A 22298-nucleotide genomic window follows, 5' to 3' on the forward strand; every position below is an offset into this window, starting at 1 on the left:
TCAGGACGCGCAGCGCGACGGCATCGCGTGGCGAGGGAGCAAGTGCTGCATGCATCGCATTCCTCTGCTTCGATTGGGTTTGTACACGACACGCATTGTTGGACGCTCCCGGGCAAAGCTGATAATGTTGTTTAGACAAAAAATAATGAATTCCGGCCATGCCCATCCGAGAAGCCTCTCCCTCCCGTGCCATGCCACGCGCCGACGCCGATCCGAGCGAACGCGCGGACGGCCCGTCGCTGATCGCCGTCTGGGGCGAGGACGACGGCAGCAACGCGTATCAGCTCGGCACGCGCGAGGTCGACTGGCACAGCCATCTGCGCGGCCAGGTGTTCTGCGTGGAAAGCGGTTTCGCGCACGTGCGCACGCCGCACGGTTCGTGGCTGCTGCCGCCGCATCGAGCGGGCTGGATTCCGCCGGGCGAGCAGCACAAGGTCAGCATCAGCGGTGCGTTGAGCGGCTGGAGCGTCGTGATCGCGCCGGCCGCGAGCCGCCGGATGCCGGATCAACCGTGCGTGATCGCGATCACCGACCTGATGCGCGCGCTCGTGCGGCGCGCGGTGTCGTGGGCCGACCAGGACCGGCTCGACATCGAACAGGCGCGCATCAGCGTCGTGCTGCTCGACGAGATGCGGCGCGCGCCGCACGAACCGCTACACTTGCCGATGCCGCACGACCGGCGGTTGCTGCGCATCGCGAACGCGATCCTCGGGCAGCCGCACGACAGCCGCACGCTCGACGCGTGGGCCGAATGGGCCGGGTTGTCCGCCCGGACGCTGAGCCGGCTGTTCGTCGCGGAAACCGGCACGAGCTTCGCGCAGTGGCGGCAGCAGGCGCGGCTCACGCACGCGCTCGAACGGCTGGCGAACGGCGACAGCGTCGCCAACATCGCCGACGCGCTCGGCTATGCGACGCCGAGCAATTTCATCGCGATGTTCCGCCGCGCGTTCGGCGATTCGCCCGCGCACTACTTCGCGAAGCGCAAGCAGCCGTAACGCGGCGCGGAATCGCACGACGCCCTATCACCCCTGCCAGTACTGCGCGCGCGGCGACGTCGCTATAGTCGCCGTGCGACCGGCCGGTCGGTCGCTCAATGTGACCTGTGGAGGATGTCGATGTCGAATGCCGTCGGATCGGACAACACGCCGATCGTCTCCGAGCAGCAGCTCGCCGATCATCTGGCCGCCGGCTGCAAGCCGGCCGCGCGGTTCCGGATCGGCACCGAGCACGAGAAGTTCGTCGTGGCCCGCGCGACGCACGCGGCCGCGCGTTACGAGGGATCGTCCGGCATTGCCGCGGTGCTCGAGCGGCTGCGCGGCGACGGAACGCCGATCGTCGATGCCGGCCAGGTCGTCGGCGTGATCCAGCGCGACGGCGCGGCGATCTCGCTCGAGCCGGCCGGCCAGCTCGAACTGTCGGGCGCGCCGCTCGATACGCTGCACGACACGCACGCCGAACTGCATGCACACCTCGCCGCGGCCCGAGCGGCATGCGATCCGCTCGGCCTGCGCTGCGTGCCGCTCGGTTTTCACCCTCACCTGTCGCGCGAAGCGCTGCCGTGGATGCCGAAGCAGCGCTACGGGATCATGCGGCGCTACATGCCGCGCGTCGGCACGCGCGGGCTCGACATGATGCAGCGCACCTGCACCGTGCAGGTCAACCTCGATTTCGCGTCGGAAAGCGACATGGCGCGCAAGATGCGCGTGTCGCTCGCGCTGCAGCCGGTCGCGACCGCGCTGTTCGCGAATTCGCCGTTTCGCGACGGCCGCCCGTCGGGCCTGCTGTCGACGCGTGCGCACACGTGGCTCGACACCGACGAGGATCGTTGCGGCGCGCCGGCCCTGTTCCTGTCGCGCAGCTTCGGCTTCGAGCGCTACGTGAGCTGGCTGCTCGACAACGTGCCGATGTATTTCGTGCGGCGCGGCGATCGTTATGCGGAGGCGACCGGGCACACGTTCCGCGATTTCATGCGACGGCGCATTCCGCATCTCGAAGGCGAGACGCCGACACTGGGGGATTTCGCGGACCACCTGACGACGGTGTTTACCGAGGTCCGGCTCAAGCGCTATCTCGAGATGCGCGGCGCCGATGCCGGCTCGCCCGACATGATGGTCGCGTTGTCCGCGTTCTGGACCGGCCTGCTGTACGATCCGGCCGCGCTGTCGGAGGCCGAGACGCTGGCGGCCGGGATCGACCGCGGCACGCTGCTCACGCTGCGTCGCGACGTGCCGCGTACCGGGCTCGACACGCGCGTCGACGGCCGTTCATTGCGCGCGCTGGCGGCCGACGCGCTTGCGATCGCGCATCGCGGCCTGCGTGCGCGGGCGCGCCGGGACGCGGCCGGCCACGACGAATCGAGGTATCTCGCCCCGCTCGACGCGATCGTCGCCGGCGCGCCGACCCAGGCCGAGCACTGGCTGGCCCGCTATCGCGACGCATGGGCCGGCGACGCGACGCGGATTCATGACGAAGCCGCCGTCTGAGCGCGGCGCGCCGGGCCGCTCACGCGCAGCACGCGAGCAGCGGCTCGTGTGCGAACTCGACGCCGGGCGGCAGCGCATGGCCGCGTCGCCGCGTACGCACGGCGTGAGCGAGCGTCTCGAAGAGCCGCGCGGTATCGGCGAACGACAGGCACGCGTCGGTGATGCTCTGCCCGTAGCGCAGCGGCACGCCGGGCACGAGGTCCTGCCGCCCTTCGATCAGGTTCGACTCGATCAGCACGCCGACGATGCGCGTATCGCCGGCCGCCACCTGCGCGGCGACTTCCGCGCCGACACCGAGCTGGTTGCGGTATTGGCGGCGGCTGTTGCCGTGACTGACGTCGATCATCACGCGCGGCGCGACCTGCGCGCCCGTCATGCGCTCGCATGCCGCATTCACGGCGGCCGCGTCGAAATTCGGCTCGCGCCCGCCGCGCAGCACGACGTGCGTGTGCGGATTGCCGGGCGACGCGGCCGCGCATAACCGGCCATCCGCATCGATCGACAGGAACCGGTGCGGATGCGCCGCCGCGCGCATCGCATCGACGGCCACCTGGACGTTGCCGTCGGTGCCGTTCTTGAAGCCGATCGGGATCGGCAGCGACGACGCCAGCTCGCGATGCACCTGCGACTCCACGGTGCGCGCGCCGATCGCGCCCCACGCAACCAGATCCGCGAGGTAGCGCGGCGACAGCGGATCGAGAAACTCGGTCGCGGCCGGCATCTCCGCACCGTTGATGTCGCACAGCAGCGCGCGGGCCGCCTGCAGCCCGGCATCGATCCGGTCGCTGCCGTCCAGCAGCGGATCGTTGATCAGCCCTTTCCAGCCGATGGTCGTGCGCGGCTTCTCGAAGTACACGCGCATCACGATTTCCAGCTCGTCGGCGAAGCGCGCGCGTTGCAGCGCGAGCCGTGCCGCGTAGTCGCGCGCGGCGGCCGGATCGTGCACCGAGCACGGACCGGCGATGACCACGAGCCGGTCGTCCGTGCCGTCGAGCACGTCGACGATCGCACGGCGGGTCGTATGAACGGTGCGCGACGCGCGCAAGGCCGGCGGCAGCGCGCGGGCCAGATCCGCAGGGGACGGCAAGCGCAGCACGGCGTCGCGGTTTGTCGTCCAGGCGTTTGCATGCATGGGGACTGCCCTCCTGTCGATAATGAACGGGACTTTTTACTACAGCGCGACTGTATTGAATGGCGCTTTTGGTGCGCAACTAACACATTTATCAGTTTCTAATTCATAACCTTATGAATGAGGGAAATAAGCGTCGAATTCGATAATTCCGGCATCTGTCGTGCTGGGTTGCAGGAGGCGAAGGCGGTCGGTCATTCGATTTTCATTTGGAAATCAGGGGAACGACCCGGTTGAAGGGAAGTCTTGATTTTCCGGGGCTCCACGCGGGGTTGCTATTCGTTCTGATAGTGGCGGCCCGATAGTCGTTCGATTAATTTTCGGATGCCCGACAGGCCACTCGGGCAAGAAAATATAAATCAACCCAGTCATTGCGGAGAATCACCATGGCGAAGCGACATTACGAAACGCCCATTCACGTCAAGTATCGCGATACGGATTCGATGGGGCATGTGAGCAGTCCCGTCTATTACGACTATCTGCAGCATTCGTACCTCTGCTACATGTTCGACCTGCTCGGCCTGCCGCGCAGCGAGAAGCTGCCGCACATCATGGTGAAGACGCAATGCGAGTACCTCGCACCGGCGCAATTCGGCGACAACCTGACGATCCGCTCGAGCATCGTGCGCTTCGGCAGCAAGAGCTTCGATCTCGAACACCTGATGGAGCGCGACGACCAGACCATCGTCGCGCGCGGCGTGTCGACGCACGTGATGTTCGATTACGCGAACAACACGACGCTGGCCGTGCCCGACGAATTCAAGACGCGCGTGCTCGAATTCCAGGGTTCGCTGTGAGCCGCGCTCACGCGGTCGGGAGCGACACGTGAACTGCCCGGTGGCGCGCGCCCGGCGCCGGATCGGCGCGATCGTCGAGCGGCGTGACGATCGTGCGATCGTGATCGTCCGTCAGGCGGCGCAGGCGCTGCTCGAGCCGGCTGCGCTCGAGCGGCACCGTGTGCTCGCGTACCGCCACGAGGACGAGCTGGAGGTGCTGCTGCAGCCGTGCGGCGGTGCGCACGACGGCGTGCGGCCGCTGCTCGGCCGGTTGCGGGACGCCGGCGTGGCCGTCGCGCTCGACGCGGCGACGCTCGCGCACGATGCGTCGCTGCTCGAGTTCGCGAGCTGGGTCACACGGTGTACGACGCCGGACGGCCCGGCGGCGGCACGTGACGACACGGTCGTGCCTGGCGGTGCGCTGCTCTACGGGCTGGTCGTGCGATGGCGCGACCGGCACGGGCGGTGGCGGCGGCCGGCGGGCGACGGGGGGCCTGACCGCACGCCGCGGACCATTGAGGCGGAGGCGGCCGAACACCTCGCAGCGGGCAATCCCGACGAACAGGTGCTCGGCGCGCTGCTGGACGCCGACGACGCGTCGACCGGCGCGGCGCTCGATACGCTGTCGGACGCGGTGCGCACGCGGCGGATCTGCCTGGCGACGCGGGCCGGCTGGCCGCTCGCCCGGCGGCTATGAGCGCCGTCGTCGTGACGGCCGGTGCGCGTGCGCTGCCCGCGCGCGCGTTCCTGGTCGGCATGATGGGCGCGGGCAAGTCGACGCTCGGCCGTGCACTGGCGGCATCGCTCGGCTGGGCGTTCGCCGACAGCGACGACGAGATCGAGCGGCGCACGGGCCGCTCGGTCGCCGCGCTGTTCGACAGCGTCGGCGAACGCGGTTTCCGGCTGCTCGAAACGCATATCGTCGACGAACTGACGCAGCGCGCGAACGTGATCGTGGCGACCGGCGGGGGCGCGATCCTGAATCCGCGCACCCGCGCGCGCCTGAACGAACGCGGCTGCGTGGTCTACCTGCATGCGGATCCCGATGCGTTGTGGCGCCGGACCCGCGACGACACGCGGCGGCCGCTGCTGCAGGTGGCCGAACCGCGGCAAACGCTCGCCGCGCAATACCGGATGCGCGACCCGCTGTATCGCGAATGCGCGCATGCGCTGGTCGACACGACCGCTCACGGTGTCGCGCGGGCGACGGCGGACGTGCTGACGGTGCTGTTGGCGCGGCTGAACGCGCCGGATTGACGGCGCGTGTTCGCTGCCCTGCCCTACGAGGCGACCCCCTGTTCGATGTCGGAAGCGTTTTTGAAGTGACGAGTTTGGATATTCAATCGTGGTGTTGTGATAAGAAAAGTTATCCGGATAGGTCGATCGTTTTATCCAACTGCGGGTTTCGAGGCAGGCAGATCGGCGCGTTTCCGATGCCGGCGCGGCAAGCAGCCTTCCCTGCGACACGCGCGTTCGGCGTTCTCCCCGCGCCAGTTGCCGGCCGATGCGGCCGTCATCCTCGTCGCGATCGCCGAGATCGCCGCAACGTGATGGAGCGGCCGCCCTGCGGGGCGGTCATCCCGTCTCCCGGGCGTTTTCGTGTGCCCTGCCCGGAATCCGGCACGTTTGCCGATCTGCTCGATATCAGGGCGCGATCGTCGGAAAGCCTTGTCCGGAAAGGCGCGACACGTGCCAGATACATTGAAATACAAAATATCGCATGCGATTTAATCGAATACGCTTGACTAGGGAAATCATCTCGACCAAACTGCATCGCATGCGATCGAATCGCATCTGAAACAAACCCCACTGACGGAGCCAATGATGAGCAAGATCGAAACAGTGCTGTACACGGGCAAGACGCATACGACTTCCGGCGGCCGCGACGGCGCGGCGCGCAGTTCCGACGGTCGCCTCGACATCCAGCTGTCGTCGCCGGGCAGCGCCGGCACCGGCACCAACCCGGAACAGCTGTTCGCCGCCGGCTGGTCGGCCTGTTTCATCGGCGCGATGCAGCTTGCGGCGCGTGCCGCGAAGGTGACGCTGCCGGCCGATCTCGCGGTCGACGCCGAAGTGGATCTCGGCACCGGCGGCAACGCGTATTTCCTGCAGGCCCGGCTGAACGTGAGCGTGCCGGGGCTCGATCGCGACGTCGCGCAACGGATCGTCGACGCCGCGCACCAGACCTGCCCGTACTCGAAGGCGACGCGCGGCAACATCGACGTCGACATCCGCATCGCCTGAACGTTGTATCGGGCGGCCGAACGCGGCCCGCCCGAATTTCCGATTTCTTTTCTATCGAGGTGAATGATGAAAGTCCAATTGATCGCTGCCCTGCTCGTCGCCGTCTCGGCCACCGTTGCCGCCCCGGCGTTCGCCAACGAAACCGCCGTGACGCGTGCACAGGTACGCGCCGAGCTTGCCCAGCTTCAACAGGCCGGCTATCCGCTGAACCGTGCGTCCGACGCGACCTATCCGAACGATCTGCAGGCCGCGCTCACGCAGATCCATGCCGACGATGCCGTCGTTGCCCACGTGCCGGCGTCCGGCTACGGCAGCAACGGCGACGCCGCGACGCAATCCGGCCGCCGGCCCGCGCTCAGCGTGGCCGCGCGCTCGGTGTACTTCGGTCATTGAGCGGCGCGCCGGTGTGCGAACCCTGAATCCTTTCCCGTTTCCAGATTGTCGAGGTGAATGATGAAAACCCAATTGATCGCTGCGCTGCTCGTCGCCGTTTCCGCTTCCGCCGCCGCCCCGGCGTTCGCCGACCAGGCCGCCGTGTCCCGCGCGCAGGTGCGCGCCGAACTCGTCCAGCTCGAACAGGCCGGTTACCGTCCCGGCCGGGCGAACGATCCGCATTACCCGGACGACTTGCAGGCCGCATTGACGCGCGTTCACGCGAACGACGCCGTGGCGGCCGACACGTCCGCGTCGTCGGGTTATGGCCCCGACGCTGCCGCCGCGACGCAGTCGGGCAGCCGGCCCGCGACGCGCATCGCCGAACGTTCGATCTACTTCGGTCACTGAATGAAACCGCGAACGGCGCCGATGGCCGGCGTACGGTACGCAACCCCTGAATGCCTGTTTCCCTGTCGAGGTAAATGATGAAGACCCAACTGATCGCAGCCCTTCTCGTCGCCGTGTCGGCCTCCGCCGCCGCGCCGGCGTTCGCCAGCGAAAGCACCGTCACGCGCGCGCAGGTGCGTGCGGAACTGGTCGCGCTGCAAACGGCCGGCTACCTGCCGAACCGCCCCAACGACCCGAACTATCCGGACAATATCCGGGCGGCGCTGAGCCGGATTCACGACAATGGCGCCGATGCGGCCGACGCGCAGGCAGCCGGATACGGCAGCGACGCGAGCGGCGCGGCGCAGTCGGGCAGCCGCGACGGGGTTCGCATGGCCGGGCGCTCGGTTTATTTCGGCCATTGAGCGCGGCACGACGAAAACGGTCGCCCTCTATCGCCTTATAAAGCGCATGCGATGTAATCGCATGCGCTTTTGTCATGGGGAAGCCGGTGTCTGGATCGACGCTGCTACCTGCCTCGCGCATCCGGTCTATGCTGTGCGTCCCCCATCTTCATTCGAGGAGCAGCCGATGCCGGATGCCACGACCGGAAACGCGACAGGCGATACACACGTGCTCGATCGGGTCGCCTGGAACGCACTGACGGGCAAGCAGCGCCACCTGGCGCTCGGCAATGACCGCGCGTGGCGGTTTCCGTCGGCCATTGCGCCATTCGCCGCGATCGCCGACACGAGCGCGGCTTCGTTCGACGCGCTGCGCGAACTGGTCGCCGCGCACGGGCCAGCGGCCCTCGTCACGCCGGACGAAATCGAGCCGCCGGCGGGATGGGCGGTCGTCCGGCGCGCGACACTGCTGCAAATGGTCTGGCAAGGCGCGCCCGATCCGGCCGACGAATCGGAGCATGTGACGCTCGGCGAAGCCGATGTGCCGGACATGCTCGCGCTGACCACGGCGGCGCAGCCGGGCCCGTTCGGCCCGCGCACGGTCGAGCTTGGCCGCTACATCGGCGTGCGCAGCGCAGGCCGGCTCGCCGCGATGGCTGGCGAGCGGATGCGGGTCGACGGGTATACGGAGATCAGCGCCGTGTGCGTGGATGCCGCGTTTCGGCGGCAAGGCCTTGCGGCGCGCCTGATCCGGTCGTTGATCGCGTCGATCGGTGCGCGCGCGGAAACGCCTTTCCTGCACGTCCTCACGACGAACCAGGTGGCGATCGAGCGCTATGTCGCGCTCGGTTTCGTCGTGCGCCGCGAGATGCGCCTGCTGGTGCTGGGCGACGCGCACGCATGACGACGCGGCCGGCGCGATGCACGCGCCGGCCGCCGGCGGTTCATCGGCTCATGCTTCTTCGGTCGAACGGATCAGGTTGCCGCGCAGCGTGACGATCGCCTTCTGCACCTTCGCGAATTCGTCCGGCTTCAACCCGGTGGCTTCGACCAGATTCATGTCGAGCCCCTTCTCGCGCACGCGGCGGCCGCTTTTCGTCAGGCTGACGAGCACCTGGCGTTCGTCGGACGGGTCACGGTGCCGCTCCAGGTAGCCCATCGCTTCGAGCTTCTTCAGGATCGGCGTCAGCGTATTGGATTCGAGGAACAGCTTCTCGCCGAGCTGGCCGACGGTCTGGTTGTCCTGCTCCCACAGTGCGATGATCGTGATGTATTGCGTATACGTGAGGCCGAGCTCGTCGAGGATCGGCTTGTAGGCCTTGCCGAACGCGAGATTCGCCGAGTAGATCGCAAAGCAAAGGAACTCGGACAGCTTCGGCGTGGCGGGCGATGAGGCTTCGGTCGGTTTCATGGGCTTCCTCCAGCGACGTGAACGGTCGCAGACAACCGCATTATATATCGCATGCGATCTTATCGGAAGCATGATAATCGGTCTCGATGAACCGGTGCGGCCTCAGCCGTGCCCGCGGCGCTTGCCGGTCTGCTGACGGCTGACCGACAGCAGCGAGCATTGCACCGGATGCGCGATTTCAGTCGCGAGCCCGCCTGCGGCAAACAGCAGGATCATCAGCCAGCGTTTCATGCGTCCTCCACGACCGACAGGCTTGCCCCGTTGGCGACCGTCGCGTCGAGCGCATACGGATCGATGCCGTCGAGGCAGCCGAGATTGACGCGCCAGCATGCCGGGTCCTTGCGCGTCTGATGGAACGGATAGACGCCGCACCGGCTGCAGAAATAGTGACGGGCCGTGCGCGTGTTGAAGCGGTAGCACGTCAGCACGTCCTCGCCTTCGACGATGGTCAGACAGGCGGCGGCGAACATCGGGCTCATCAGCGCGCCGCGGCGGCGGCACAGGCTGCAGTTGCAGCGAACGGCCGGCGTAATGGCCGCCCTGACTTCGAATTTGACGGCCCCGCAATGGCAGGATCCCTTGAACCACGTTGCAGACATGATGGACTCCGGAAGCGGTCATGCCTGCTTTATAGCGAAGCCGCGCGGGGCCGTTGTATCGCTCTGTATCTGCAGTTCGTGCCGATACAAAGCCTTGCAAATCCGCGGTGCGCGATCAGTCCAGCGCGTGCCGAAGCCGCTCGATCGCCGCCCGCGCTTCGCTTTCGAGTGCGGCGAACAACTCGGTAGCCGGCAGCGTGCGCACGAGCGGCGCCGCCTGCCCGGCCCACTGCGCGCCGTAGCCGAATTCGCCCTTCGCCTTCGCGGCCGCATGCAACGCCTTGCCCGCGTCGTAGGCGATCGGATACGCGGGCGTGGCCGGCGCGTGCGGATCGTCGCCGAGCGCGGTCAGCCGGTTCGCGATGCCGCGTGCGGCCCGGCCCGAGATCGCGGCCGTCAACGTCGTGCGGCGCGCCGCGTCGCCGAGGATCGCGCGGCGATAGCCGTCGTCGATCGACGTCTCCGGGCACGCGACGAACGCGGTGCCGAGCTGCGCGGCCTGCGCGCCGAGCGCGAGCGCGGCGGCAATGCCTGCGCCGTCCATGATGCCGCCGGCGGCGATCACGGGCAGCGCGCATTCGCGCACGATCAGGCGGGTCAGCGCGAACGTGCCGAGGCGATCGTCATGCGCGGTCGAATCGAACACGCCGCGATGCCCGCCGGCTTCGATGCCCTGCGCGACGATCGCATCGATGCCGGCGGCGGCGATCTGCCGTGCCTCGTCGAGATGCGTCGCGGTCGCGAACAGCGTGATGCCCGCGCGTTTCAGCGCGGCGATCACGTCCGCTGGCGGCAGCCCGAAATGGAAGCTGACGACGGCCGGTTTCTCCTCGACGAGCATCGCCTGCATCGCATCGTCCGCGACGAAGCTCGTATAGATCTCCGACAGCGACGCGGGCGGCGTCGCGCCGTATTCGCGGAACGCCGGCGCGAGCCAGTCGAGCCACGCGCGTTCGACGGCTGCGTCCGCGCGGGCCGGGGCATGGCAGAACACGTTGATGTTGAATGGGCGGTCGGTCAGCGCGCGCGTCTCGCGAATCATCGTGCGTGCGCCGTCGGCATGCGTCGCGCCGACACCGAGCGAGCCGAGCCCGCCGGCGTTCGACACGGCGGCGGCCAGCGCCGGCGTGCTGACGCCGGCCATCGGCGCCTGGACGATCGGTGCGCGGATACCGAGCGTGCGCAACAGCGCCCGGTTGTCGGTCGGTTGATTCATGTCGCTTGTCTCCCCATAGCCGTGATCGAAAGGCGCCGGTCGCCTGCGCGCCGACGCGCGTGAGTCCGGTTCGGCCCGGCGCGTGCAAGTCGTGCTTCGCGCGCACCGGTCACGAGGAAAAGGTGGGCGCCCGTGCGGTGCTGCCTGCGTCCGGATGCGGTACCGGCAACGCTATCCATCCTACGCCAGACGTCGGCCCGCGGGCCGGCGGCTAGCGGCCGCGTGCCCAGTGCGCGAGCCCGGCGCAAGCGGCCAGCAGCGCGCCTGTCACGAAGAACACCGAATGCAGGCCGAATGCGACGCCGATCTGCCCGCCGATCACGGGGCCGATCACCTGCCCGCTGAACTGTGCGGACTGCAGGTAGCCGAGCATCTGCCCCGTCGAGCGCTCGTCGACCGATTGCCGCACGAGCTTGCCGATCGACGGCAGCAGCCCCGCGAGCGTCATGCCCATCAGTCCGCGCAGCGCGGCAAGTTGCCACCAGTGCGTGACGAACGCTTGCGGCACCATCGCGAGCGCGGTCAGCAGCAGGCAGCCGACGATCACGTTCCAGCTGCCGATCCGGTCGGCGAGCGCGCCGAGCCGCGCGGCGGTCAGCATGCTGCCGAGCGCCGAACACGCCATGACGACGCCGGCGACCCGCGCGAGAGAGGCACCGGCGACGCCGAGTCCGCCGATATAGACCGTGATGATCGGCTCGATCGACATGTTCGCGAGCAGCACCATCATCGCCGTCACCAGCAAGGCGGCGACCGCCGCGCGATTCGTCCGGTGCGTCGTGCCGGTGGCCGTGCCGGCGCTGCGGGCTTGCGCGTCGGTGCCCGCGTGGAAGTCCTCCTTCACGACGAAGATCGTCAGCAGCGCGGCGACGGCGATCATCGCGCCGCCGGCGAAGAAGGTGCCGCGAATGCCGACCCAGCCGGGCAGCAATCCGCCGACGAGCGGGCCGACCAGATTGCCCGCGAGCGCGCCGGTCGACAGCATGCCGAGCGCCCAGCCCGCGCGTTCGCGCGGCGCCTGCGTGCCGACCATCACGGTCGACGCCGACGCGTAGCCGCCGACGAGCCCTGCGATCAACCGCAGTGCGACCAGTTCGACCACGTTGTGCGCGACGCCGATCAGCGACATCACGATCGCCATTCCGATCGCCGCGCGCACGAGCATCGGCTTGCGGCCGAAGCGGTCCGCGAGGCGGCCCCACAGCGGCGCGGTGACGGCCGTGCCGAGAAACGTCGCACCGAACGCGATGCCCGACCACTGGATGACGGCCGACTGCGCGTCGACGCCGAGCTGCCGCACGTACAGCGGCAAGAACGGCAGCAGCATGCTCAGGCTGACGAGCGTCGTGAATGACCCGAACACGCAGACGGCGAGATTGCGCCGCCAGTAGCGCAGGTTGCGTTCGGCATAGCTGACGGCCGGACGCTCGGCGCGCGCGGCGGCCGGTGCGTGGACGGTCGTGCTCATCGCGCCCTCGCCGCAGGCGTCGCGCCCGCCGTGCCGGGCGACGCGTGGACTGCGCGCCCGCGCGGTTGATCCGGAAGTGCCCGATGCATGTCGACCTCCATTCGCTGGACGGACGCCAGGCGCGTCCGTCGGTCGAGGAAAGTCTAGATTGAGTCGAATGCCGGGAGAATCGCCGTCGTGCGAAAGTCATTCTTCCGCATGGCGGTTCAATCGCCGTCGGTGATGGCCGCCAGCCGCGAGAAATGCTCCCGCAGGCGCGGCGCCGCGAAATCGACGAACGCACGTACCTTGGGGACCGACAGCCGCCCGTACGGCGTCACGAGATGAATGGGTAGCGGCGCATGCTCGCTGTCGCGCAGCACGATTCGCAGCGTGCCGTCGCGTACCTGTTCGGCGACGTGATACGAAAAGAGCCGCGTGACGCCGTGGCCGGCGACGGCCGACGCGACCGCGCCGCGGATCGTGTTGATGATGAAGCGCGGCGCGAACTGGACGACCTGCGGCAGTGCCGACGGCGCCGCCGGCGGGAAGCTCCACGAGTCGAGCCCGAAGTGCGTCATCGAGATGATCCGGTGCCGCGCGAGATCGGCCGGTGTGTCGATGGCCGGATGCTTCGCGAGGTAAGCGGGGGATGCAACGACGACCCGCCGCACGGAGCCGACCGGAATCGCGACGAGCGTCGAATCGGACAGGTGCGCGATGCGCAGCGCGACGTCCATCCCTTCGTCGACGAGGCTGACGGGACGGTCGAGCAGTTGCAGGCGGATCGACACGGCCGGATGGCGTTCGATGAATGCATCGAGCAGCGCACGCAGCACGTCCTCGCCGGCGGCGACCGGCGCGGTGACCGTCAGCATGCCGCGCGGCGCGGCGCGTTCGTCGGCAACCAGCATGTCGGCCTCTTCCAGATCCGACAGGATGCGGCGGCACGCGGCCGCGTAGCGTTCGCCGGCCTCGCTCAGTCGGATCGTCCGGGTGGTGCGGTACAGCAGCGCGGTGCCGGTGTGTTCCTCGAGAAACGTGATCGCGCGGCTGACTGCCGCCGGCGACCGGCCAAGCCGTCGGCCCGCGCCCGCGAGGCTGCCCTCGTCCAGCGTGGCGACGAACACCTTCATCGCATCGATTCGATCCATGGCGTGTGTGCAGGGCGCGGGCGGTCGTGTAATGGGCGGCGGGCAAGCGAGCGTGCAGTCTACCGCACGCGGGCAAGCCGTCCGGCCGCGGGGATGCCGTGCTCGCCGTTTTGGCCCTACAATGCGCGGGCGAAGAAACCGCACGAACGGCCGTCAGGGAGCCGCGTTCCTCGAACGCCGGGCCCGACATTCAAGCGGTTGCGCTGAATAACCAACAACACAACTACAGCACCTGTGAAAAGAAGAACATTCCTCGCGCTGCCCGCCGTGGCGGCGGCCGGCATGCTGGCCGGCTGCACCGACGTCAGCATCGGCCCCGTCACCGATCGCATGATGAAGGATCCGGAATACCGGGAAACGCTGTCGGCGTTTCTGATCAGCGCGGACGGGAAGAAACTTGTCGTGATCGGCAAGCGGTATCACTACATCTTCGATGTGCCGCCGGCGCTTGCCGTCAACCTCACGGCGCCCTATCGCCCGAAGCTGTATACCGATTTCTACGATTTCGAGACGCATGGCGACCAGATCGCCGGGCGTTACGTGCTGCGGCTTTCGCGCGAGGACGCGCCGCCTGGCTCCGAGCTTCGCGAGCGCGCGCTCGCCGACGGTTTCAAGGACCAGCGCCACCAGTTGACGGAGAGCGGCACGATCAGCGGCAAGCGTTACCAGCCGAACGACGTCACGCCGGCGACGCTCCCGCAGGCGTTCAATCATGCGTACGACGTCGAGGTCGTCGAGCGGCCGTCGATGCTCGGCAAGGGCGCGAAGCTCGCGCTGTCGCCGATCACGATGGCGGCGGACGGCGCGCTGGGCCTGCTGGGCCTCGCACTGTTCCCGATCGCGCTGACGGCATTCATCGTCATCGCGAGTTGAGAAATGATGTACGTCGCCGGTGTGCCGCGCAGACATGCGGCGCACCGGCGCGCGCCGGGTCCGTCGTGTTCTTCAGAAGCCTGATTCTCGCAGCCATGCGCGGCGCGGTCTGACGGCCGAAGCCTCATGGTTTTCCCGGTCCGCTCGACTGCGCGGGCACACACCGTTGCCGGCGCGGCATCACGTGCCGCGCAAGCCGCAGCGGCCCGCTGCGCGAATCCGGGCCGCCGCACGCGCCCCACCCTTTCTGCCCGGGAAAGGATGCTTGAAGCATCCGCAATTATCACGCGCCGCCGATATGCCCACCATGTGTCGGACGATCGGCGCAGCGCGCATGTCCGGCCCTTTGAGGGCCTTGCGATGCCTGTCGCCGCGTCGTGCGGCCGGGCGCGTCACGCCGGCTGCGAACGGCCGGGCCGCGCGCCACGGCATATCGACAATCAGGAGACACGATGAACAGCCCATCCCTCGATCTCGGCGGCCCCGCGTCCGCCCGACTGCCGGCCGCTTCCTCCGGCGTCGGCGCCGATGCGGCGGCCCTTGCCGCCCGTCGCGTCACGCTCGGCGATTTCATGGACGACCTGCCGGTCGGCGCATTGCACCGGTTCGTCGTCTGGGTGATCGGCATCGGGCTGTTCTTCGACATGTACGAGATCTTCCTCGTCAGCACGATCGGCTCCGCGCTGCAGAACGAATACGGGCTGAGCCGGCAAAGCGCCGATTTCAAGCTGCTGCTGGCGTCGGCCTTCATCGGCATGTTCGTCGGCGCGATGTGCCTGGGCAGCCTCGCCGACCGCATCGGCCGGCGCAAGGCGTTCCTGCTGACGCTCGCGTGGTACAGCGCGTTTTCGCTGGTCGGCGCGTTTTCGGTGAACGCCGACATGCTCGTCGCATGCCGGTTCCTGACGGGCATCGGCGTCGGCGCGATCTATCCGGTCGCCGACAGCTTCCTGTCCGAGATCCTGCCGAAGGAAAAACGCGGGCGGCTCGCCGCGTGGGCCTATACGACTTCCTACGTCGCGGTGCCGCTCGTCGGCTTCCTCGCGCTGTGGCTGAACCCGCTGCATGTGGCCGGTGTGGCCGGCTGGCGCATCATCCTCGCGATCGGCAGTCTCGGCGCCGTGTACGTGCTGCTCGTCCAGCACCGCTTGCCCGAGAGCCCGCGCTGGCTGCTCGCGCAGGGCCGCACCGCCGACGCGCACGCGGCGTTGCGGCGTTTCGCGGACGGCGCCGGCGTGCGCGTGCCCGAGCAGTTCGCGGAGCCGGTCGAGCCGCAGCGGCCGCTCGGCCTCCGCGAGCGCATCGCGCTGCTGCGTCGTGAGCCCTACGGCGCGCGCTACCTGATGCTCGCGACCTTTCACCTGTTCCAGGGCTTCGGCTACTACGGGTTCGGTACGCTGGCCGGCACGGTCGTGAAGAGCCGCGGCTTCGACGTGACGGACAGCACGCTGTTCATCGCGCTGTCGTTCATCGGCTACCCGATCGGTTCGTTGCTGTCGATTCCGCTGCTGAACTGGATCGAGCGCCGCACGCTCGTGATCGTGTCGATCCTGTCGATCGCGGTATTCGGGCTGTGCTTCGCGTATTCCGGCCATACCGTGCTGATCGTCGGCTTCGGGTTCCTGACGACCTGCGCGTCGAACGTGTTCAGCAATGCGTATCACGTGTACCAGGCGGAAATCTTCCCGGCACGCGTGCGCTCGACGGCGATCGGCAGCACCTATGCGCTGTCGCGCATCGTCAGCGGCGTCTTGCCGTTCGTGCTGCTGCCGGTGCTCGGCAACTACGGCGCGGGTGCGATGTTCGGTGTGATTTCGGTCGCGCTCGGTATCGTGGCGGTGACGCTGCGCGTGCTCGGGCCGCTGACCACGCGGCGCAGCCAGGACGAGATCAATCCGGTGTAACGCGGTGACGGGGCCGGGGTACGCAGGCGCGCGCCCCGTGTTTCGTCGTGCCGGCGCATTTACCGCGCCGACATGAAATCGAACAGTTTCGCGATATCGGTGGTCAACACGCTGCCCGCCTTTACGCCGACCCACAGCGTGCGCGTCGCCCACGCGTCGTCGAGTTTCACGACGCCGAGCCGGGCCGCGCGTTCGCCCGTCACCGCCTCGCGCGGCAGTACGCCGATACCGAGCCCGGCCTCGATCATCCGGCTCACGCCGTCGAAATTCGATACCTGGATCCGCAGCTTCAGCGAGCGCTCGGCCGCGAACGCGGCGTCGGTCATGCGCGCGAGCAGCGAACTGCCGTCGCTCAGGCCGACGTAGTCCTCGTCGAGCGTCTCCGCGAAGCGGATGCTGTCGCGCGTGGCGAACCGGTGCGTGCGCGGCACGAGCAGCACCAGCTCGTCGTGCCGGTACAGCCGCCGGTCGATGCCGGGCGCCGGCACGTTGTCGGCGAACACGCCGAGATCGGCCTTGCCGGAGGCAAGCGCGTCGACGATCTCGTGGCTCAGCCGCTCCTCCAGACTCACCTTGATACCCGGGTTGTCGGTGAGGAACGCGGCGAGATCGGCGGGCAGGAACTGGACGATCGCGGACGTGTTGGTCCACACGTGGATGTGGCCGCGCACGCCGGTGGCGTAGTCGCTCATCTCGTGCGCCATCCGGTTGACCTGCTCGATTACCTTCGCTGCATGGTCGAGCAGCGCACGGCCCGCGGGCGTCAACTCGACGCCCCGCGCATGCCGGACGAACAGCGCGCTGCCGGTCACGCTTTCGAGTTCGGCGATGCGCTTGCTGACCGCGGACAGCGTGAGCTGGCCATGCTCGGCCGCCTTCGTCAGGCTGCCGTGCTCGGCGACGAGCGCGAACACGCGCAGCGACTGCAGATCGAAATGAAGCGGGTTCACCATGTCGTGGGTCCTGGGAAAACCGTGCGGCGCACACGTTGCCGCGACGGCCTGACGCCGATCATACGCCCGGCCGTGCGCGTGTGAAGCGCTGCGGCTAGCGCGGCGCGATCGACCGCAGCGCGGCGAGCATCGCCCCGTCCGGCCGCGCGAGATCGTCGAGCACCGCGAAGTGCTGCATGCCGGGCAGCCAGACGCGCGCGATCCGTTCGCCGGCCGCTTCGCATGCCGTCGCGTATTCGTCCGCCTGCCGGATGAGTTCGGGCAGTTCGGCGTCACCGACCGCAACGACGGTCGGCGCGCCGGGCCCGACATGATGCAGCGGACTGTACGCGTCGACTTCGTGCGCGGTGAGCTGCAGCTTGTCGTTCAGGCAGCACAGCGAAATCGGTTCGAGATCGACGAGCGGGCTGATCGCGAGCGCCGACACGACGGCCGGATGCGCGCGATGCATGGCCGTCAGGTGGCCGCCCGCCGAGTGGCCGCTCAGGTGGATCGGGCGTCGCGCGGTGCCGAGGCGGTCGGGGTCGGTGGCGAGATGATCGAGCAGCATGCCGATTTCGGCGACGATGCCGGTCATCGTCGCGACCGGCGCGAGCGTATATTCGGCCAGGATGACGTCGAAGCCGCAGGCGAGCGGCCCGCTCGCCGCATACGCGAAATCCGCTTTCGTGCAGTGCTGCCAGTAGCCGCCGTGAATGAACACGAACAGCGGCGCACCGGCCTGCCCGCACGACAACCAGTCGAAGCGTTGCGCGGGCTGCGCGCCGTAACGCAGGTCGCGGCGGCCGGGCGTCGCGTCGTACAACGCGGCGCTGCGCGCCTGGCACGACGCGAGCAGCGCCGGGAAATCGGGAACGGCTTTCGTGTTCAGGTACGCGGCATCGAGCGCCGCGCGGTCCATGCTGCGATAGAGGATCGTCATTCGGGGAGCGCCTGGATCGGGTTGCGGATGCGCAGGGAGCGGGTTCGCCGTGCGCGTTGCGAAGGCGACGGCCGGGCCGACGCCGTTGCGCCATTATCCGCGGCGCGGCCGCGTCCGGCTATCCGGAATCGGCGGGCGCGGCGCCCGCCTGTCCGCTTTCGGCGAAGGACTGCGAACGCCGCGTGCTCGCGGGCGACCGGCTGCTTCGGCTCAGATCGGCTCGGCGATCTCGATCAGGTTCAGGTCGGGATCGCGCACGTAGACCGAGCGGATCTTCTGCGTGGCGCCCGTGCGCTCGACGGGCCCTTCGACGATCGGCCATGCGACGCGCCGCAGGTGCGCGATCACGTCGTCGAGCGGCACCGATGCGATGAAGCACAGATCGAGCGCGCCGGGCACCGGCACGTGCGCCTTCGGCTCGAACTCCGCGCCGCGCACGTGCAGGTTGATCTTCTGGTTGCCGAAGCGGAACGCGAGCCGGCCGGCACCGAACGTTTCGAGCTGCATCTGCAGCACCTCGGTGTAGAAATGCCGGGTCTTGTCCGGATCGACGCAGGTCAGCACGAGATGGTCGAGGTGGTCAATCAGCGCCATGGAATTCGCTCCGGTTGTCGTTCATCAGAAAGCGCGTTGCGCGGGCATCTCGCCGACGTCGGCGCGCGGCGGCGGATGCAGGTCCGAGCGGCGGCCGGCCTTCAGGATCTGGCTCGGCACATCGTGCCCGATCAGCGCGGGCAGCCGCGCCGACGCGGCCAGCACGGCCGCGAGGTCGACGCCCGTATCGTAGCCGTCGAGTTCGAGCATGTGCACGAGTTCCTCGGTGCATGCGTTGCCGGTCGCACCCGGCGCATACGGGCAGCCGCCGAGCCCGCCGAGCGATGCGTCGAAGCGGTCGATGCCGGCGTCGAGCGCCGCGAGCGTATTGGCGAGCGCCATCCCGCGCGTATTGTGGAAATGGAGCGTGAGCGGCAGCGCGCGGAAGCGTTCGCGTGCGCGTTCGGACAACGCGCGCACCTGCGACGGAAATGCCATGCCCGTCGTGTCGCACAGCGTGAAGCCGTGCACGCCGAGATCCGCGAAGCGCTGCATCCACGCGAGCACCGTTTCGGCCGGCACGTCGCCTTCCATCGGGCACCCCATCGCGGTCGACAGCGACACGTTGATCACGACCCGCGCGCCGCGTACCGCGTCGATCACGCCGCGCAGCTGCGCGAACGACTGCTCGCGCGTCATCCGCAGGTTCGCGCGGTTGTGGCTTTCGCTCATCGACATCACGAGGTTCACTTCGTCGACGCCGCACGACAGCGCGCGCTCGGCGCCGCGCACGTTCGGCACGAGCACCGTGTAGACGACGCCCGGTGCGCGCACGATGCCGTGCATCACCGCCTCCGCGTCGCGCAGCGCGGGGATCGCCCTCGGCGACGTGAACGACGTGACCTCGATCTTCGCGTAACCGCATGCGCTCAGCGCGTCGACGAGCGCGATCTTGTCGTCGGTGTCGACGAAGGCCGCTTCGTTCTGGAAACCGTCGCGCGTCGCGACTTCGTGGATATGGAGCCGTTTGCGTTGCCCGCTCATGTCGTCTTCTCCCGGGTCCGGTTCAGATCACGCCGCGCATGCGCCAATCGTCGCGCGTCGCGGCATCGATGCCGAGCGATTCGAGCACCGCGTCGGTATCGGCGCCGAGCGCGGGCGCCGGACGCTCGATGCGCCCGGGCGTGACGCCGAGTTTCGGCACGATGCCCGGCACGAGCACGGGCGTGCCGTCGGGCAGCGCGGCGTCGACGATCATGTCGCGTGCGCGGTAATGCGGGTCGGCCGCGATGTCGGCCACGTCGTAGATGCGCCCGGACGGGATGCGCGCCTCGTTCAGTGCCGCCAGCACGTCGTCGAGATCGTGGCGCGCGCTCCACGCGCCGATCGCCGCGTCGATGCGCTCGACCTGCGCGACGCGCCCGTCGTTGTGCGCGAGCGCGGGATCGTGGCCGAGGTCGGGCCGGCCGATCAGGTCCATCAGGCGCCGGAAGATGCTGTCGCCGTTGCCGGCGATCAGCGCGTACTTGCCGTCGCGGCAGCGGTACGCGTTGGTCGGCGCGATGCCGGGCAGGCTGCTGCCGGCCGGCTCGCGCACCGCGCCGAACGCCGCGTATTCGGGCAGCAGGCTTTCCATCAGGTTGAACACCGATTCGTACAGCGCGACGTCGACGACCTGCCCCTTGCCGCCCTGCTGCTCGCGATGCCGCAGCGCGAGCAGCACGCCGATCACGCCGTGCAGCGCCGACAGCGAATCGCCGAGCGAGATGCCGACGCGCACCGGCGTGCGGCCCGGCTCGCCGGTCAGGTGCCGCAGGCCGCCCATCGCCTCGGCGATCACGCCGAAGCCCGGCCGGTCGCGATACGGGCCCGTCTGCCCGAAGCCCGACACGCGCAGCATCACGAGCCCCGGATTGAGCGCGGACAGCACGTCCCAGCCGAGCCCCCAGCCTTCGAGCGTGCCGGGCCGGAAATTCTCGATCAGCACGTCGGCCTCGGCGGCGAGGCGGCGCACGACGTCCTGCCCTTCAGGCGTGCGCAGGTCGAGCGTAAGCGACGTCTTGTTGCGCGACTGCACGGCCCACCAGACCGACGTGCCGTCGTGCAGCAGCCGCCACTTGCGCAGCGGATCGCCGAGGCCGGGCGGTTCGACCTTGATCACGTCCGCGCCGAATTCGGCAAGCATCCGGCCCGCGAACGGCCCGGCGATCAGTTGGCCGAGTTCCAGCACGCGAATGCCGTCGAGCGGTCGTGTCATGGTTGTCTCCGTTCAGATCGTGGAATCGATGACGGCGATCATGACGGCGTTCGCGCACCGCGAAAATCGATCGATGCTCAACCAGGCTTTCCGAAACGGAAAGGCGCGCGGCAGCACGAGCGTCGCGCCGGCCACCGTGCGGTGCGCCGGCCTTTCCGTCCGGGAAAGCGCGCTCGCGCAACGGTCAAACGACGGCGCGCGCGCCGCCGGCAGAATCGAAGCCGTTCCGCGCCACCGGGCGCCCGTCAGCGAGACCCGCCATGTTTTCCGTTTCCGCTCCCGCGAAGATCGTGTTTCTCGACCGTGCGACGCTGTCGCCGCAGACCGTGCTGAAGCCGTTCCCGTTTCCGCACGTGATGCGAACGTTCGACCGGACGGCCGCACACGACGTGGCCGCGCGCATCGACGACGCGGACATCGTCGTGATCAACAAGGTGCGGCTCGACGCGGCGGCGCTCGCCGACGCGCGGAACCTGCGGATGATCGCGATTGCCGCCACCGGCACGGACCTCGTCGATCTCGCTGCGTGCGCGGCACGCGGCATCGTCGTGAGCAACATTCGCGGTTATGCGGTCCGCACGGTGCCGGAGCACACGTTCGCGCTGATCTTCGCGCTGCGACGCAGCCTCCTGGCGTATCGCGATGCGGTGCGCGCGGGGCGCTGGCTCGACAGCGGGCAGTTCTGCTTCGTCGATCACCCGATCCGCGACCTGGCGGGCGCGACGCTCGGGATCGTCGGCGACGGGGTGCTCGGCCGCGCGGTGGCCGGGATCGCCCGTGCGCTCGACATGCGCGTACTGTTCGCGGCGCACGGCGATACCGCGGATGGTGACCATGTGCCGCTCGACACGCTGCTGCGCGACAGCGACGTGATCACGCTGCACTGCCCGCTCACACCGGCGACGCGCCACCTGATCGATGCGCAAGCATTCGCCCGGATGGCGCGCCGGCCGCTGCTGATCAACACGGCGCGCGGCGGCCTCGTGGACGAACGCGCGCTCGTCGACGCGTTGCAGTCGGGGCGGATCGCGGGTGCGGGATTCGATGTGGTGACCCAGGAGCCGCTGCCGGCCGCGCATCCGTTCCACGCGATCCTGTCGCATCCGGCGTTCATCCTGACGCCGCACGTCGCGTGGGCGAGCGACGAGGCGATGCAGGCGCTCGCCGACCAACTGGTCGACAACGTGGCCGCGTTCGCCGGCGGCGCGCCGCGGCATGTCGTGTGAGGCG

25 protein-coding genes are annotated in these 22298 nt (G+C 68.7%); 13 read left to right on the forward strand and 12 right to left on the reverse strand.

The window, feature by feature from the left end; translation table 11 throughout:
• Positions 1-158 precede the first annotated feature (158 nt).
• Positions 159-995 carry a helix-turn-helix transcriptional regulator gene (locus G3N62_RS21840; RefSeq protein WP_059557657.1) on the forward strand — a complete coding sequence of 279 codons (837 nt, stop codon included), beginning with the start codon at positions 159-161 and terminating at the stop codon, positions 993-995.
• A 120-nt stretch (positions 996-1115) separates the two neighbouring features.
• Positions 1116-2483, forward strand: coding sequence for a glutamate--cysteine ligase (locus G3N62_RS21845; RefSeq protein ID WP_059557851.1), 1368 nt, complete (start codon positions 1116-1118; stop codon positions 2481-2483).
• Between the two features lie 19 nt (positions 2484-2502).
• Here the strand turns inward: G3N62_RS21845 and G3N62_RS21850 are convergent, their stop codons facing one another.
• Complete coding sequence (locus tag G3N62_RS21850) at positions 2503-3615, reverse strand: 3-deoxy-7-phosphoheptulonate synthase (protein ID WP_063896725.1); 1113 nt, start codon at positions 3613-3615, stop codon at positions 2503-2505.
• 383 nt (positions 3616-3998) lie between these two features.
• Between G3N62_RS21850 and G3N62_RS21855 the strand changes: the two genes are divergently transcribed.
• The 8 genes from G3N62_RS21855 (at position 3999) to G3N62_RS21890 (ending at position 8702) form a co-directional block, all read left to right on the forward strand.
• The gene (locus G3N62_RS21855; protein ID WP_034186859.1) at positions 3999-4409 is read left to right on the forward strand and encodes an acyl-CoA thioesterase; all 411 of its coding nucleotides are present in this window, start codon (positions 3999-4001) and stop codon (positions 4407-4409) included.
• Between the two features lie 28 nt (positions 4410-4437).
• Positions 4438-5085, forward strand: coding sequence for a hypothetical protein (locus G3N62_RS21860; RefSeq protein ID WP_124669051.1), 648 nt, complete (start codon positions 4438-4440; stop codon positions 5083-5085).
• On the forward strand, positions 5082-5645 hold the full coding sequence (locus G3N62_RS21865) for a shikimate kinase (protein ID WP_059557664.1): 564 nt from the start codon (positions 5082-5084) through the stop codon (positions 5643-5645). Before G3N62_RS21860 ends, G3N62_RS21865 begins: the two co-directional genes overlap by 4 nt.
• 567 nt (positions 5646-6212) lie before the next feature.
• The gene (locus G3N62_RS21870; protein WP_034187020.1) at positions 6213-6632 is read left to right on the forward strand and encodes an organic hydroperoxide resistance protein; all 420 of its coding nucleotides are present in this window, start codon (positions 6213-6215) and stop codon (positions 6630-6632) included.
• 66 nt (positions 6633-6698) lie between these two features.
• On the forward strand, positions 6699-7025 hold the full coding sequence (locus tag G3N62_RS21875) for a DUF4148 domain-containing protein (RefSeq protein ID WP_059557853.1): 327 nt from the start codon (positions 6699-6701) through the stop codon (positions 7023-7025).
• Between the two features lie 60 nt (positions 7026-7085).
• Positions 7086-7415, forward strand: coding sequence for a DUF4148 domain-containing protein (locus tag G3N62_RS21880; RefSeq protein WP_034187022.1), 330 nt, complete (start codon positions 7086-7088; stop codon positions 7413-7415).
• A gap of 74 nt (positions 7416-7489) precedes the next feature.
• Positions 7490-7819, forward strand: a complete 330-nt coding sequence (locus tag G3N62_RS21885) for a DUF4148 domain-containing protein (protein WP_124669054.1) — start codon at positions 7490-7492, stop codon at positions 7817-7819.
• A gap of 166 nt (positions 7820-7985) precedes the next feature.
• Positions 7986-8702: a GNAT family N-acetyltransferase gene (locus G3N62_RS21890; protein WP_034186862.1), complete on the forward strand. Its 717-nt coding sequence runs from the start codon at positions 7986-7988 to the stop codon at positions 8700-8702.
• A gap of 48 nt (positions 8703-8750) precedes the next feature.
• Here G3N62_RS21890 and G3N62_RS21895 read toward each other — a convergent pair whose 3' ends face one another.
• From G3N62_RS21895 to G3N62_RS21915, 6 genes are all read right to left on the reverse strand, one after another.
• A complete protein-coding gene (locus tag G3N62_RS21895) occupies positions 8751-9209 on the reverse strand; it encodes a MarR family transcriptional regulator (protein WP_034186863.1) in 459 nt (152 codons plus the stop codon).
• A gap of 102 nt (positions 9210-9311) precedes the next feature.
• Positions 9312-9440, reverse strand: a complete 129-nt coding sequence (locus G3N62_RS36280) for a hypothetical protein (protein WP_257786206.1) — start codon at positions 9438-9440, stop codon at positions 9312-9314.
• Positions 9437-9808 (reverse strand): GFA family protein, encoded by a 372-nt coding sequence (locus tag G3N62_RS21900; protein WP_034186864.1) that lies wholly within the window; start codon positions 9806-9808, stop codon positions 9437-9439. Before G3N62_RS21900 ends, G3N62_RS36280 begins: the two co-directional genes overlap by 4 nt.
• A gap of 115 nt (positions 9809-9923) precedes the next feature.
• On the reverse strand, positions 9924-11024 hold the full coding sequence (locus G3N62_RS21905) for a nitronate monooxygenase (protein ID WP_124669055.1): 1101 nt from the start codon (positions 11022-11024) through the stop codon (positions 9924-9926).
• 211 nt (positions 11025-11235) lie between these two features.
• Entirely contained in the window at positions 11236-12492 is a 1257-nt protein-coding gene (locus tag G3N62_RS21910; protein WP_049035546.1) for an MFS transporter, read from the reverse strand.
• 206 nt (positions 12493-12698) lie between these two features.
• Positions 12699-13625, reverse strand: a complete 927-nt coding sequence (locus G3N62_RS21915; protein ID WP_124669056.1) for a LysR family transcriptional regulator — start codon at positions 13623-13625, stop codon at positions 12699-12701.
• Positions 13626-13859: 234 nt separating this feature from the next.
• Between G3N62_RS21915 and G3N62_RS21920 the strand changes: the two genes are divergently transcribed.
• Together G3N62_RS21920 and G3N62_RS21925 are read left to right on the forward strand one after the other, a co-directional pair.
• Entirely contained in the window at positions 13860-14498 is a 639-nt protein-coding gene (locus G3N62_RS21920; protein WP_059557670.1) for a hypothetical protein, read from the forward strand.
• A gap of 452 nt (positions 14499-14950) precedes the next feature.
• Positions 14951-16402 carry an MFS transporter gene (locus G3N62_RS21925; RefSeq protein WP_124669057.1) on the forward strand — a complete coding sequence of 484 codons (1452 nt, stop codon included), beginning with the start codon at positions 14951-14953 and terminating at the stop codon, positions 16400-16402.
• Between the two features lie 59 nt (positions 16403-16461).
• Here the strand turns inward: G3N62_RS21925 and G3N62_RS21930 are convergent, their stop codons facing one another.
• The 5 genes from G3N62_RS21930 to G3N62_RS21950 form a co-directional block, all read right to left on the reverse strand.
• Positions 16462-17355, reverse strand: a complete 894-nt coding sequence (locus G3N62_RS21930) for a LysR family transcriptional regulator (protein WP_034186870.1) — start codon at positions 17353-17355, stop codon at positions 16462-16464.
• 94 nt (positions 17356-17449) lie between these two features.
• Positions 17450-18277, reverse strand: coding sequence for an alpha/beta hydrolase (locus tag G3N62_RS21935; RefSeq protein WP_124669058.1), 828 nt, complete (start codon positions 18275-18277; stop codon positions 17450-17452).
• Between the two features lie 210 nt (positions 18278-18487).
• Complete coding sequence (locus G3N62_RS21940) at positions 18488-18871, reverse strand: VOC family protein (protein WP_049032498.1); 384 nt, start codon at positions 18869-18871, stop codon at positions 18488-18490.
• Positions 18872-18895: 24 nt separating this feature from the next.
• The gene (locus G3N62_RS21945) at positions 18896-19855 is read right to left on the reverse strand and encodes a hydroxymethylglutaryl-CoA lyase (RefSeq protein WP_124669059.1); all 960 of its coding nucleotides are present in this window, start codon (positions 19853-19855) and stop codon (positions 18896-18898) included.
• A gap of 22 nt (positions 19856-19877) precedes the next feature.
• Positions 19878-21068: a CaiB/BaiF CoA-transferase family protein gene (locus G3N62_RS21950; RefSeq protein WP_124669060.1), complete on the reverse strand. Its 1191-nt coding sequence runs from the start codon at positions 21066-21068 to the stop codon at positions 19878-19880.
• Positions 21069-21328: 260 nt separating this feature from the next.
• On the opposite strand from G3N62_RS21950, the gene G3N62_RS21955 reads away from it, so the two are divergent.
• A complete protein-coding gene (locus G3N62_RS21955) occupies positions 21329-22294 on the forward strand; it encodes a D-2-hydroxyacid dehydrogenase (protein WP_124669061.1) in 966 nt (321 codons plus the stop codon).
• Positions 22295-22298 lie beyond the last annotated feature (4 nt).

The organism is Burkholderia sp. Tr-20355, assembly GCF_017104685.1.
Lineage (GTDB): Bacteria > Pseudomonadota > Gammaproteobacteria > Burkholderiales > Burkholderiaceae > Burkholderia > Burkholderia seminalis.